Consider the following 12,783-nt stretch of genomic DNA (forward strand, 5'->3'; position numbering starts at 1 on the left):
GACCCACAAGGTTACTCCGAACGCGCAGGCACCAGGATTTCGCGCTGGCCACTGCCGCTCATGCTGCTGACCAGCCCGGCTTTTTCCATGTCTTCCACCAAACGCGCGGCCCGGTTGTAGCCAATCTTGAGGTGGCGCTGCACCAGCGAGATACTGGCCTTGCGGTTTTTGAGCACCACTTCCACGGCCTGGTCGTACATCGGATCTTTCTCGCCACCACCGCCCGCTTCACCGGGCAGGCCGTCTTCGCCATCGACCGTGCCGCCTTCGAGCACGCCTTCGATGTAGTTGGGCTCGCCCTGGCTCTTGAGGTAACTCACCACGCGGTGCACTTCTTCATCACTGACAAAGGCGCCGTGCACGCGGATCGGCTGGCCGCTGCCACTGGCCATATAGAGCATGTCGCCCATGCCCAGCAAGGCTTCTGCGCCCATCTGGTCCAGGATGGTGCGGCTGTCAATCTTGGAGCCCACCGAGAAGGCAATACGCGTGGGAATATTGGCCTTGATCAGGCCGGTGATCACGTCCACGCTGGGGCGTTGCGTGGCCAGAATCAGGTGGATACCGGCAGCCCGCGCCTTTTGCGCCAGACGGGCAATCAGCTCTTCAATCTTTTTGCCCACCACCATCATCAAATCCGCCAGTTCGTCGATCACCACCACGATGTGCGGCAGGCGCTCCAGCGGCTCGGGGGATTCGGGCGTCAGGCTGAACGGGTTGTAGATGAACTCACCGCGCGCCTTGGCATCGTCCATCTTGACGTTGTAACCCGCCAGATTGCGCACACCCATCTTGCTCATGAGCTTGTAGCGGCGCTCCATCTCGGCCACGCACCAGTTCAGGCCGTGCGCGGCCTGGCGCATATCGGTCACCACAGGGGCCAGCAGGTGCGGAATACCCTCGTACACCGACATTTCCAGCATCTTGGGGTCGATCATCAGCAGGCGTACATCGCGCGCTTCGGCCTTGTACAGCAGCGAAAGAATCATCGCGTTGATACCCACGGATTTGCCGGAGCCAGTGGTACCGGCCACCAGCACGTGGGGCATCTTGGCCAGATCGGCGACGATGGGGTTGCCGACGATGTCCTTGCCAAGGCCCATGGTCAGCAGGGACTTGCTGTCGTTGTAGACCTGTGAACCCAGAATTTCGGACAGCTTGATGGATTGGCGTTTGGCATTGGGCAACTCCAGCGCCATGTAGTTTTTGCCGGGGATGGTTTCCACCACGCGAATGGAAACAAGGCTCAACGAACGCGCCAAATCCTTGGCCAAGCCCACAATCTGTGAACCCTTCACACCCGTGGCGGGCTCGATCTCGTAGCGGGTAATCACCGGGCCGGGCTGGGCCAGCACCACGCGCACTTCAACGCCAAAATCCTTGAGGCGCTTCTCGATCATGCGGCTGGTCATCTCCAGCGTCTCGGGGGCCACGGTTTCCTGGCGCAACTGGGCGCCGTCCAGCAGCGCCACCTGCGGCAGCTTGCTGTCCGGCATTTCGGAGAACAGGGGCTTTTGCCGTTCCTTGGCCACGCGCGTGCTGGGGGGCAGATCAACGATGACGGGCTCAATTACCACCGGCAACGGGTGATGCACTTCAATCTCTTCGCGCTCTTCCATTACCACTTCTTCGCGCTCGCGCATGGCTTGCTGGCCCAGCTCCATGTCCTGCGCCAGTTCACGCTTCTCGCGCTGTGTCTCCACCAGCGTATACACCCACGCCCCAATACGCTCGGCCACATGCATCCAGGAAAAACCGAACACCATGGAAGCGCCCAATACGCCCAAGGCAATGGAGACCAGACCGGAACCTGCGAAACCCAACCATTGCACGCTCCAAGGCCCGACCAGGTAACCCAGCGCCCCGCCGCTGTAACCCGGCAAACGCGACTCCAGGCTGTAGAGGCGCGCCCACTCCAGAGAGGTGCTGCCATAGATCAGCATGGCCAGACCCAACCAGAATCCCAAGCGCCGGGCCCACTGGGTCCAGGCGCCGGCGGCCGCCACATCAGAGGGCACACCCGGCCAATCTTCACCGCGCAAGCGGTTTGCCAGCACCGACAACCACAGGCGCACACACACCGCCACACACCACCAGACCGAGAAGCCCAACAGGAAATAACTGAGATCGGCCACCCAGGCCCCCAGGCGCCCGATCCGGTTGACCACGGCCGTGCCGGCACCGGAAGTGGACCAGGCCGCATCCAGCGGCGAATAACTCAGCAGGGCAATCAACCACAACAACAAGGCCACAAAGCCCACGCTCAGGGCAATTTCATTGGCAAACCGGCCGACGCCGGACGGCCCTGCAGACGCGGGCGTGGAGCTGGAATTCAGGGTATTGAGCGAATATGTCATGTCACCAATCAACGAGGGATGGCGCGGCGTTCAATCACGCGCACCGCACCGCCTGGCAGGGTTTCGATAAAACCCTGCTCTTCAAAATCTTTCATCACCCGGCTGACCATCTCGCGCGACGCACCCACCATCTTGGCAATGTCTTGGCGGGACACTTTTTCCCGTATCACCATCTGTCCGTCGTCACCAGAAACGGCCGACTCCAGCAGCACCGTGGCCACCCGGCCGTAAACACCCATCAGGGCCATGGAACCAATTTTCTGGTCGGCACTGCGCAAACGCTGCACCAGCCCCCGCATGACGGTGTAAGCCATGGAGGTGTTTTCACTGACGCAACGCGAAAAGTCGTCCCGCCCCAGTACCAGCGCATCGGTCTGCACCTCAGCCAGCACGGTGGCGGAATGGGCGTCGTTGTCGATCAGGCTCATCTCTCCAATATAGTCACCGGCCCGCAGGGTGGCCAGAATGACCTCGCGGCCTTTGCGGTCGGTCATCAGCACTCGGGCCCGACCGGCCAGGATGATGTACAGCGCGTGGGAGGTTTTCCCTTGCTCCACCATGGCTTCGCCACGCTTGAATCGCCGTTTGCCGACCACATCTACCAAGGATTCGGTCTGCTGGGGCGTGAGCATCGCAAACAGGGGGACCCTGCGGATCAAATCCAGGTTGCTCAGCATTGACATTGAATCGTTCCCTGAAAAACAGAATAGGGTTTCTTACAATCAGGCCCACAAGTCTGCAGGCCCCTCACTCTTGATCGCCAACTGTACACGGCCTTGCTTTCGTTTCACACACCATAGGTAGCCCATGCCCTCCTCCAAACACGCCAAAGTGCTCATTCTGGGCTCTGGCCCCGCCGGCTATACCGCAGCCGTCTATGCCGCCCGCGCCAACCTGAATCCGGTACTGGTCACCGGCATGGCCCAGGGTGGTCAATTGATGACCACGACCGAGGTCGACAACTGGCCTGCCGACGTGCAGGGCGTGCAGGGCCCGGAACTGATGCAGCGCTTTCTGGAGCACGCCGAACGCTTCAAAACCGAGGTGCTGTTTGACCACATCAACACGGTGGATCTGAGCAAGCGTCCTTTCACTTTGAAGGGCGATACCGACGAATACACCTGCGATTCGCTCATTATCGCCACCGGCGCCTCTGCCAAATACTTGGGATTGCCCTCAGAAACGGCCTTCATGGGCCGCGGCGTCTCCGGTTGCGCCACCTGCGACGGCTTCTTCTACCGCGAACAGGTCTGCTGCGTGGTCGGTGGCGGCAACACCGCCGTGGAAGAGGCGCTGTACCTCTCCAATATCGCCAGCAAGGTGTATCTCGTGCACCGCCGTGACAAGTTCAAGGCCGAGCCCATCCTGGTGGACAAGCTGATGGACAAGGTAGCCGCGGGCAAGATCGTGCTAAAAACCTTCAACACCCTGGAAGAAGTACTGGGCGACGCCTCCGGCGTGACCGGTATCCGCATCAAGAGCACCAAAGACGGCTCGACCGAAGATTTGGTGCTCAAGGGTTGCTTTATTGCTATTGGCCATGCGCCCAATACCGAAATTTTCCAGGGCCAACTGGAAATGGCGGGCGGCTACCTGACCACCCAGGGTGGCCTCAAGGGTTTTGCCACCCAAACCAGTATCCCCGGCGTATTTGCCGCGGGCGACGTGGCTGACCACGTCTACCGTCAGGCCATCACCAGCGCCGGCACAGGCTGCATGGCAGCCCTGGATGCCCAGCGCTTTCTGGAACAGCAGGAATAAAGGCTCAAGGCTCCGGCGCTGCCGGAGTCGCTCCCCCTCCCAAGCACTAATTTGCCTTGGACAGGCTCGGCGGCACATTGATCCAGACCGGATATTTGCCGTTAGGCTATAATCCGAGGCTTTGCTGAATTCTCCCCGTGAGGGGATTTCCCGTCATTCGGGGTTTGGCAGTTCCGCCCAGGCACAGATAGTGGTGAATGGGCGGGGGGTTACCGCCACCCTTTTTCTTGGCGAGGTGAGGTTGGAGCGAGATCGAAGCGGTTTGTTTTTCAAGCCATTTTGATCCTCCGTGAAAACCGTTTATATCGGAGTAGTGTCCACATGGCACGCGTATGTGAAGTAACGGGCAAAGGCCCCATGGTCGGAAACAATGTTTCCCACGCCAACAACAAAACAAAGCGCCGGTTCCTGCCGAACCTGCAATACCGCCGTTTCTGGGTCGAGACCGAAAACCGCTGGATCCGTTTGCGTATTTCAAACGCAGGTCTGCGTTTGATCGACAAAAAGGGTATTGATGTTGTGCTCGCAGATCTGCGCGCACGTGGCCAGGCATAAGGAGAAAAACCATGGCAACCAAAGGCGGACGCGAAAAAATCAAGCTGGAATCTACAGCTGGCACCGGTCACTTCTACACGACCGACAAGAACAAGAAAACCATGCCCGAGAAGATGCTGATCAAGAAATTTGATCCCGTCGCTCGCAAGCATGTGGACTACAAGGAAATGAAGCTGAAGTAATTCAGGTTCTTCCAGTCCCAGGAAAGCCCGCCCTGTGCGGGCTTTTTTACGTCCGCACTTTTTGGGTGATTGAGCGGAGGCATTTCTTTTGCCCGCAGCAGATGGGGCTTGGCCGCGCGAAGTGAATCCAATGCCTTTGGTACACCAGCACTTCGCAAGAGTAGTCGGGGTGTGCGTTTTGCGTAGGTAAATGAGGAGGCCGAAGGCCGGGGGACACGCAGCAAAACGTACACCCAGACTGCTCTGGAGCGCGCACAAGACCTCAACCCACAAACCACGCGCGCACAAAAAAGCCCGCACAAGGCGGGCTTTTGGGAGAAGCGAGGGACGTCTTAAACGCGGGCTGCGCGCAGCTTCAGGGAGAACTCACGCAGAGCGGCAATGCCGCTCTCTTCCGCACGGTGACACCAGGCTTGCAGGTCCTTGGCCAACTGCTCGCGCGACACATGGGTGTTGAGCCACATCTGACGCAGCTCTTCGCGCATGGTCACCATCTTGTCCAGTACGGGAGACACTGCACGGGCTTGGGCCAGTTGGGGAGCCGCAGCAGCAGGCACTTTTTCCTCGTCGCGGTGCATCCAGCGTTTGGCAGCCTTCACAACAGCAGCGTCAGCGCTACGGGCTTTGACCGATTCGAACTCATCACGGGCTGCCTGGCGCACACCCTTGGCGTAAGCGGCCATGATTTCGTAGCGGTTGGCGATCAGAGCTTCCAGTGTCTTTTCATCGGCCACTGGGCGAATATCACCATAGGCGGCCTTGGGTGGTGTTTTCTTGACTTTGGCCAGACCGACCGCTTGCATCATGGTGATGTACATCCAGCCAATGTCAAACTCGTAGGGCTTGACCGACAGCTTGGCCGACGTGGGGTAAGTGTGGTGGTTGTTGTGCAACTCTTCACCGGCAATGATGATGCCCCAAGGGGAAATATTGCGGCTTTGGTCCGCAGCTTCAAAATTGCGATAACCCCAATAGTGGGCAGCGCCATTGATGATGCCGGCGGCGGTAATCGGGGTCCATGCCATTTGCAAGGCCCAAACGGCCAGACCGGCAGCGCCGAACAGGGCCAAGTCAATGATCATCATCAAGCCCACGCCCTGCCAAGAGTAGCGGGTGTACAGATTGCGTTCGATCCAGTCGTCCGGTGTGCCGTGGCCAAAACGGGCCATGGTTTCCTTGTTCTTGGACTCGGCGCGGTACAGCTCAGCACCTTCGAACAGCACCTTTTTGATGCCATACACGTGCGGGCTATGTGGATCGTCCGCCTGCTCGCATTTGGCGTGGTGCTTGCGGTGAATGGAAGCCCACTCCTTGGTCACCTGGCCGGTCGTCAGCCACAGCCACAGACGGAAGAAATGGGAAGCAATGGGGTGCAGGTCCAGCGCGCGGTGGGCCTGGTGGCGGTGCAAGAACACGGTCACGCTGATCATGGTGACGTGTGTCATGGCCAAGGTGAACAGAACGATCTGCCACCAAGCGATGTCCCACATGCCGTGGGCAAGCCATTCAATCGCCGCGTTCAGCACAGCCCAGTCGGGTAACAACATAGTTCAACCACTCTCACAACGAGGATTAGTAATAGTTACTAGAGACGGTGCCCTAGTCAGTCCCTGATTTTAATGGACCCCGGGTGTTTTGACCAGTCAAATAACCCTGAACTTAAAAAGCTTTAACTTTCGTCAAAGTATTTACTTCTTTTCCCAAATTGCAGCAAAAAATCCATCCGTCTGATGTTTGTGGGGCCATAAACGCAGAAATTGCCCGCCATTTTCACCGCCGCTGCACAAGGATTGGGCGTTTTCCACCTTGAGCCCCGTCAGGATTTCAGCCGCCGGCAAAGGCGTCCAATCCGGATTCGCAGCGCTGAAGGCTTCGGCGATGGCCTCATTTTCCTGCGGCAGGACGCTGCAGGTGGCGTAAACCAAACGCCCACCCGATTTCACCATGCGGGAGGCGCTTTGCAGAATGGACGCCTGTATGACGGCCATCTCTTCCACAGCCTTCATGTCCTGGCGCCATTTGAGATCAGGATTGCGGCGCAAGGTTCCCATACCGGTGCAAGGCGCATCGACCAGCACACGGTCAATTTTGCCCGAAAGACGCTTGACCCGGTCATCGCGCTCGTGGGCAATGGCCGCCGGGTGCACATTGGAGAGGCCACTGCGCGCCATGCGCGGTTTGAAGGAGTCCAGCCGCCCGGCGGAGGTGTCAAAGGCATACAAGCGGCCCGTGCTGCGCATGGCAGCGCCTATGGCCAGCGTCTTACCGCCCGCACCTGCACAAAAATCGACGACCATCTCGCCGCGCTTGGCGTCCAGCAACATGGCCAGCAACTGCGAACCTTCGTCCTGCACCTCGAAATCACCACGCACAAAGGCTTCATGTTTGTTGAGCGCAGGTTTGCCCGCAATGCGCAGGCCCCAGGGGGAGTACGGCGTGGGCACAGCCTTGATGCCGGATTTGGCCAGGTCTTTTTGCACATCTGCGCGCTTGGCCTTGAAGGTGTTGACCCGCAAATCCAGCCCAGCGCCCAAGTTCATGCTTTGAGCCAGCGCCCAGAATTCGTCACCCAACTGGTCCTTGAGCGGCTGTACCAACCACTCAGGCAAGTTGTGGCGGTGGCGTTCCATCAGATCTTCTGGCTTGACCTTTTCGCACTGGTCCAGCCAGTTGATCTCCTGCTCGGTCAGCGCGCTGCGCAGGAAATCACCGGGGCCGTAAAAGCCCAGAATCGCCAGACGCCGTTCTTTGGGGCCGCTGCCCGAAGGGGCCAGATGGTCAAACAGCAGCTTTTTACGCAGCACGGTGTAGACCGTTTCGGCCAGCGTGGCGCGTTCGCGCGGCCCCAGGCCCCGGTTTTCGCGGAAAAAACGGGAGACGATGGCGTCCGCCGGGTGGTCAAATTTGAGGGTCAGACGCACCAGTTCGGAACAGGCGTCAAGCAGGGCTTTTGGATGCATAGGCTAGGATTGTCCCACGCGCGGCCGAACAGCCCCCAGGCACACACCGCAGCACGCCACCTAAAGGCTTACGAATGAGCGAAGAAAAACTCCCCCCTCTGATCACCACTCCACCCGGCCGTTACCGCCATTACAAGGGCATGGAATACGACGTACTGGACACCGTACGCCACAGCGAGACGCTGGAACCCATGACCCTGTACCGCGCGCTGTACGGCGAACATGGCCTGTGGGTACGCCCGGCGGCGATGTTTTTGGAGACCGTGGTCATCAACGGCATCGCCCAACCCCGTTTCACCAAAATTTAACGCTAAAAGTGGCGCTAGCCCCTATGGGTATTGCGCAAGCCGCTACTGATTAAATAGCAATTCACGCCCCTGCTGGCGATTCGGTCGCATTGCAGGGCAGCATGAGCGTGACCGCCAGCCCGCCCGTGGGAGCGTTGGTCAGATGCAGGCTACCGCCGTGCCGCTGGGCGATGTCGCTGGCCGTAGCCAGCCCGAGACCAACGCCGCCGCTGTTGCGGTTGCGGGAGCTTTCCAACCGGTAAAACGGGGCCAACACCTTGTCCAGTTCGTCCGTCGGAATGCCAGGGCCGTCGTCGTGCACCGTGATACGCACCCCTTGCGCCGTGTCCGCCACACGAATGCGTGCGCGCACCCCGTAGCGCACCGCGTTCTCCACCAGATTCGCAAGACAGCGGCGCAAGGCCGACACCTGGGCGCGCACCGGCCGGACGGTGATGGCGCCCGTGACCTGGACATCCTGACCACAATCCTGGCAGTCGTGGGCCATGCTCATTACGAGTGCCCCCACATCCAGCAGCACCAGAGGTTCGGGGTCGGCCGCACCGCGCAGGTAGTCCAGCGTGGCGCGGATCATGGCGTCCATCTCCAGAATGTCGCGGCCAAACCGCTGGCGCTCCTGTGCATCCTGCAGGCCTTCGGCACGCAGGGCCAGGCGCGTCAGCGGGGTGCGCAGGTCGTGTGATACAGCGGCCACAAACTGATCACGCTGTTCCAGTTGCTGTCGGATGCGGCTTTGCATCTGGTTAAAGACACGCGTAGCTTCACGGCACTCGGTGGTGCCCTCCTCGCGCAGCGGGGCACGGTGGATATCGCGGCCCAGCTCGCGCGCTGCACCCGCCAGGCGGCGTATGGGTTCGGACAACCATTTGGCCCCCACCCAGGCAGCCAGCAGCAATGCCCCCAGACGCACCGCAATATCGAGCAGCAAACCCATGTGGAACATCGGTGGTGGGGCCGGCGGCGCACTGCGCGGAAATTCCGTATGCGGAGGACGCGGCATGATCTCGAACATCAGCGTCAACGCCAGCACATGGCTACTCACTGCAACAACGATCAACAACAGCGCCAGACGCCCAAACAGGGTGCTGGGCAAAAGCCGCGCGAAGGGAATTTTCCCCACGGGCCGTCCCCAAGGGGACGTGCGCCCCTTTCGGAGGGCGGCGATACGCTCTCGCCTCTGCAGCCGCAGATGCGAGGGCGTTGCGGCAATACGCCATGCACGGTTCCTGGGCCGCGCGTCGGCGGAGTGTGGGGGCGATATCAGGCCCGCCACGCCATACGCCCCTGCACCGACTGCACGTTGAACATATAGCCGGCGCCCCGCACCGTCTTGATCATCGAAGGTTCGTCCGGATCATCGGCCAGCTTTTGCCGCAGGCGCGAAACCAGCAAATCAATGCTGCGTTCAAACGCATCCATGGCGCGGCCCCGTGCCTGCTCCATCAACTGGTCGCGGCTGAACAGGCGGCGCGGCGTTTGCAAAAAGGTGGTCAGCAGGCGGAACTCTGCGTTGGACAACGCCACCACCAGCCCGGTGGGCGAGGTCAGGCAACGGTCTTCACGGTGCAGCTCCCAGCCGTCAAAACACACCACGTCACTGCGCGCCGGGTTGGATGCAGCATCGCTTTGCGCTGCGCGGCGCAACACCGTTTGGATGCGTGCCACCAGCTCGCGCGGCTCAAAGGGTTTGCTGACATAGTCATCGGCACCATTTTCCAGCCCAACCACTCGGTCAAAGGTATTGGAGCGGGCCGTGAGCATGATGACCGGCAGGCGCGAGTGCTGGCGGATTTCACGCGACAGCACCAGGCCGTCGGTTCCGGGCAGCATCACGTCCAGCACGACCAGATCGATCGGATGGCTGTCCAGTTGGGTACGCATGCTGTCACCGTCGCAGGCCACGTGGGCGACGAAGTTGAAACGTGTCAGGTATTCCCCCAGCAGACTGGTGATCTCGGTGTCGTCATCCACGATCAGGATATGGGCGGCGGATTGCATCGGTGAAACGTCCTTGGAAGCAAATCAGTGTAGGGAAAACCTGTCTTTTTGAGGTTTAGAAAAGACCGGGAATGCCGTGCCTGTTAGCGCTTACCCACCGGCTTTTGTACCAAGGCCGGTACAAAGCGGACAAAACAGCGTTACGCACGTGTCCAAGAATGGACCTGTCGCCTCACGCCTGCTTTGGGCTGGGTGACATCGCACTCCAACCCAGAAAGGATTCACCATGAGCTCCATCAATGGTGTCAGTGGCTCAAGCAATGCTTGGGCCGCACTGAACACCCAAAGACAGGCCAAGATGTTCGCCAAAGTTGACACCGACAGCAGTGGCGGCGTTGACAAGGCAGAACTGCAAACCATGCTGAGTGACATCAGCAAGAAAACCGGTGTCAGCATCAGCGGCAGCGCTGACGAGACATTCAGCACTATGGACAGCAATGGCGATGGCCAGCTCAACAGCGACGAGCTGTCCAAGGGCATGCAAAGCCTGATGCCAGCACCATCGTCCACCGTGGACTTCGCCCAGGCACGCGCCGGCGCGCAAGGTGAGCCGTCCGACGATCTGTTTGCCAAGCTCGACACCAACGGCGATGGCAGCGTCGACAAGGGCGAGCTCACCGTCCTGACCGACAAGATCAAGTCCGACACGGGTAAAGACGCTACAGAAGCCTTCAGCAAGCTGGACTCCGATGGCGACGGCAAACTCACCCAGTCGGAGTTTGCGGCTGGCCGTCCTGACAAAGCGGCCCAAGGCGGTGGCACCCCACCCGCGGGCGGGCCGGGTGGACCCGGCGGCGCGGGGGGCAGCAAGTCGGCCTCTGCGGATAACACCACCACTTACGACACGCTGGATACCAACCAGGACGGTACGGTGTCTGAACTGGAACGCCTGGTCGGCGAGATCCAGAACGCGTCGACCGCTGCATCGGGTGACGCTGCCGACAACAGCGCCAGCCTGGACATCGCCAAACTGGCCAAGCAGTTGTATGCACAGCTCTCCAACGGCTGGACGCAACAAAACCAGAGCACGCTCAGTGCCATGGCCTGACGTTGCCTAGTGCATCCCACCGTGGCGGCACTGCACCACGGTGGGACCTTCACGAATCTTTACGCTGAAGACATGGCAGCCACATTCGCATCGGGACAATGGGCAGTGTGCTTCACCGAACAGTCCAAAGCGGTGTGGTGCCGTACATTGAACGTTCCATGCCCACGCCAAAACCACACTACACGCCCTTTGCCCACCCCACGCCGCTACGTCTGCATGCGCTGGCCTGGACCCTGACACTTCCGCTGGTCCTGTCCGGCTGTGCCTCCTGGCTGCCCCAGCGTGCGCTGGGCCCTGACACAACGCCTGTGCCAACCAGTTGGTCCACGGCGGCATCCAACGCAGGCACGACCAGCCCGACTGCGCTGGCCCAGTGGTGGCAGGGCTTTAACGATCCTTTGCTGACCACACTGGTCACCCAGGCGCTGCAAGCGAATACCAGTGTGCGCACCGCACAAGCGGCGTTGCAGCAGTCGCGTGCGCTGCGCGATGTCAAAGACGCCAACATGCTGCCCGGCGCCAACGGCTCCGCGTCTGCACAACGCAGCCAGACCGACAGCAACGCCGCCACCAACAGCTTCCGTGCCGGGCTGGACGCCAGTTGGGAGCCCGACATCTTTGGCGGCAAACGCAACAGCCTGAATGCCACCGAGGCCGACGCATTGGCCTCTGAGGCTTCGCTGGGCGACGTGCAGGTGTCCGTGGCTGCCGAGGTGGCGTTGAACTACATCCAGTTGCGCGGCCAGCAGGCCCAATTAGCCATTGCCATCAGCAACCTGGCCAGCCAGCAGGAGACTCTGCAACTCACCGACTGGCGCGCGCAGGCCGGGTTGATCACGTCATTGGAAGTCGAACAGGCCCGCACGTCCACCGAGCAGACCAGTGCACAAATCCCCTCACTGGAATCCAGCATTGCGCAGACACGGCACGCACTCGCGCTGTTGACGGGTCAGGCGCCCGACGCACTGCAGGCGCAACTGGAAGCGACCCAGCCCATCCCATTGGCGCCCGACAACCTGGCGCTGTCGATACCCGCCCAAACGCTGCGCCAGCGGCCCGATGTCCGCGCGGCCGAGCACCGCATCACCGGCGCGCTGGCCCGTGTGTCGGCGGCCGACGCAGCGCGTTACCCCAGCTTTTCCATCGGTGGCTCCGTCGGGCTCAATGCGCTGACGCTGGCTGGGTTGAGCAGCGGCGCGACCGTCGTCAGTTCACTGCTCGCCAGTGTGTCGGTTCCGCTGTTTGACGGCGGCGCCGCCAAAGCCCAGGTGCGCGCGCAGGAGGCTGCGCTGGAACAGGCCCGCGTGGCCTACCAGACCGTGGTGCTGACCGCGCTGAAGGATGTGGAAGACGCGCTGGTGGCCCTGCGCGGCGACCGGGCGCGCCTGGTGCGGCTAGAGGCCGCCGCCGAGGCGTCTGCCAACGCCGCCCTGATGGCCCAGCAACGGTATGCCAGCGGGCTGATTGACTTCCAGGTGGTGCTGCAAACCCAGCGCACCGTGATGAGCGCACAAGACGCTGTGGCCAGCGCACGCGCCAGCATCAGCTCCGACCATGTGCGCCTGTACAAGGCACTGGGCGGGGGCTGGGTCTGATCCCCGCACACGCCCCTTA

Annotated in this window: 12 protein-coding genes; 6 read left to right on the forward strand and 6 right to left on the reverse strand. The window is 60.9% G+C overall.

The features are described from left to right. Positions 1-11: 11 nt before the first annotated feature. Together RS694_RS15130 and RS694_RS15135 are read right to left on the reverse strand one after the other, a co-directional pair. Entirely contained in the window at positions 12-2,357 is a 2,346-nt protein-coding gene (locus RS694_RS15130; RefSeq protein ID WP_029707153.1) for a DNA translocase FtsK, read from the reverse strand. A gap of 8 nt (positions 2,358-2,365) precedes the next feature. Continuing rightward, on the reverse strand, positions 2,366-3,040 hold the full coding sequence (locus RS694_RS15135; RefSeq protein ID WP_029707152.1) for a Crp/Fnr family transcriptional regulator: 675 nt from the start codon (positions 3,038-3,040) through the stop codon (positions 2,366-2,368). Between the two features lie 124 nt (positions 3,041-3,164). Between RS694_RS15135 and trxB the strand changes: the two genes are divergently transcribed. From trxB to rpmG, 3 genes are all read left to right on the forward strand, one after another. Next, positions 3,165-4,118, forward strand: a complete 954-nt coding sequence (gene trxB / locus RS694_RS15140) for a thioredoxin-disulfide reductase (RefSeq protein ID WP_029707151.1) — start codon at positions 3,165-3,167, stop codon at positions 4,116-4,118. A 321-nt stretch (positions 4,119-4,439) separates the two neighbouring features. Next, the gene (gene rpmB, locus RS694_RS15145; RefSeq protein ID WP_029707150.1) at positions 4,440-4,673 is read left to right on the forward strand and encodes a 50S ribosomal protein L28; all 234 of its coding nucleotides are present in this window, start codon (positions 4,440-4,442) and stop codon (positions 4,671-4,673) included. An 11-nt stretch (positions 4,674-4,684) separates the two neighbouring features. After that, positions 4,685-4,855 (forward strand): 50S ribosomal protein L33, encoded by a 171-nt coding sequence (gene rpmG, locus RS694_RS15150; RefSeq protein ID WP_029707149.1) that lies wholly within the window; start codon positions 4,685-4,687, stop codon positions 4,853-4,855. Between the two features lie 332 nt (positions 4,856-5,187). On the opposite strand, the gene RS694_RS15155 is transcribed toward rpmG, so the two are convergent. After that, positions 5,188-6,402 (reverse strand): DesA family fatty acid desaturase, encoded by a 1,215-nt coding sequence (locus tag RS694_RS15155; protein ID WP_029707148.1) that lies wholly within the window; start codon positions 6,400-6,402, stop codon positions 5,188-5,190. Between the two features lie 141 nt (positions 6,403-6,543). Beyond that, complete coding sequence (locus tag RS694_RS15160) at positions 6,544-7,815, reverse strand: RsmB/NOP family class I SAM-dependent RNA methyltransferase (RefSeq protein ID WP_029707147.1); 1,272 nt, start codon at positions 7,813-7,815, stop codon at positions 6,544-6,546. Positions 7,816-7,889: 74 nt separating this feature from the next. On the opposite strand from RS694_RS15160, the gene RS694_RS15165 reads away from it, so the two are divergent. Then, positions 7,890-8,123: a DUF1653 domain-containing protein gene (locus RS694_RS15165; RefSeq protein WP_029707146.1), complete on the forward strand. Its 234-nt coding sequence runs from the start codon at positions 7,890-7,892 to the stop codon at positions 8,121-8,123. A 61-nt stretch (positions 8,124-8,184) separates the two neighbouring features. Here RS694_RS15165 and RS694_RS15170 read toward each other — a convergent pair whose 3' ends face one another. Beyond that, a complete protein-coding gene (locus RS694_RS15170; RefSeq protein WP_076069782.1) occupies positions 8,185-9,243 on the reverse strand; it encodes a HAMP domain-containing histidine kinase in 1,059 nt (352 codons plus the stop codon). Positions 9,244-9,383: 140 nt separating this feature from the next. Continuing rightward, positions 9,384-10,121: a response regulator gene (locus RS694_RS15175; RefSeq protein ID WP_029707144.1), complete on the reverse strand. Its 738-nt coding sequence runs from the start codon at positions 10,119-10,121 to the stop codon at positions 9,384-9,386. 226 nt (positions 10,122-10,347) lie between these two features. Between RS694_RS15175 and xopAW the strand changes: the two genes are divergently transcribed. Both xopAW and RS694_RS15185 read left to right on the forward strand, forming a co-directional pair. Continuing rightward, a complete protein-coding gene (gene xopAW, locus RS694_RS15180) occupies positions 10,348-11,169 on the forward strand; it encodes a XopAW family type III secretion system calcium-binding effector (RefSeq protein ID WP_029707143.1) in 822 nt (273 codons plus the stop codon). Positions 11,170-11,327: 158 nt separating this feature from the next. Further along, entirely contained in the window at positions 11,328-12,764 is a 1,437-nt protein-coding gene (locus tag RS694_RS15185; RefSeq protein WP_081708600.1) for an efflux transporter outer membrane subunit, read from the forward strand. The last annotated feature ends 19 nt before the right edge of the window (positions 12,765-12,783 follow it).

The sequence above is a fragment of the Rhodoferax saidenbachensis genome (assembly GCF_001955715.1).
Lineage (GTDB): Bacteria > Pseudomonadota > Gammaproteobacteria > Burkholderiales > Burkholderiaceae_C > Allorhodoferax > Allorhodoferax saidenbachensis.

Coding starts and splice junctions, on each gene's coding strand:
- trxB (WP_029707151.1), top strand. CDS start 3,165: ATGCCCTCCTCCAAACACGCCAAAGTGCTCATTCTGGGCTCTGGCCCC.
- rpmB (WP_029707150.1), top strand. CDS start 4,440: ATGGCACGCGTATGTGAAGTAACGGGCAAAGGCCCCATGGTCGGAAAC.
- RS694_RS15160 (WP_029707147.1), bottom strand. CDS start 7,815: ATGCATCCAAAAGCCCTGCTTGACGCCTGTTCCGAACTGGTGCGTCTG.
- RS694_RS15130 (WP_029707153.1), bottom strand. CDS start 2,357: ATGACATATTCGCTCAATACCCTGAATTCCAGCTCCACGCCCGCGTCT.
- rpmG (WP_029707149.1), top strand. CDS start 4,685: ATGGCAACCAAAGGCGGACGCGAAAAAATCAAGCTGGAATCTACAGCT.
- RS694_RS15185 (WP_081708600.1), top strand. CDS start 11,328: ATGCCCACGCCAAAACCACACTACACGCCCTTTGCCCACCCCACGCCG.
- xopAW (WP_029707143.1), top strand. CDS start 10,348: ATGAGCTCCATCAATGGTGTCAGTGGCTCAAGCAATGCTTGGGCCGCA.
- RS694_RS15135 (WP_029707152.1), bottom strand. CDS start 3,040: ATGTCAATGCTGAGCAACCTGGATTTGATCCGCAGGGTCCCCCTGTTT.
- RS694_RS15155 (WP_029707148.1), bottom strand. CDS start 6,402: ATGTTGTTACCCGACTGGGCTGTGCTGAACGCGGCGATTGAATGGCTT.
- RS694_RS15175 (WP_029707144.1), bottom strand. CDS start 10,121: ATGCAATCCGCCGCCCATATCCTGATCGTGGATGACGACACCGAGATC.
- RS694_RS15165 (WP_029707146.1), top strand. CDS start 7,890: ATGAGCGAAGAAAAACTCCCCCCTCTGATCACCACTCCACCCGGCCGT.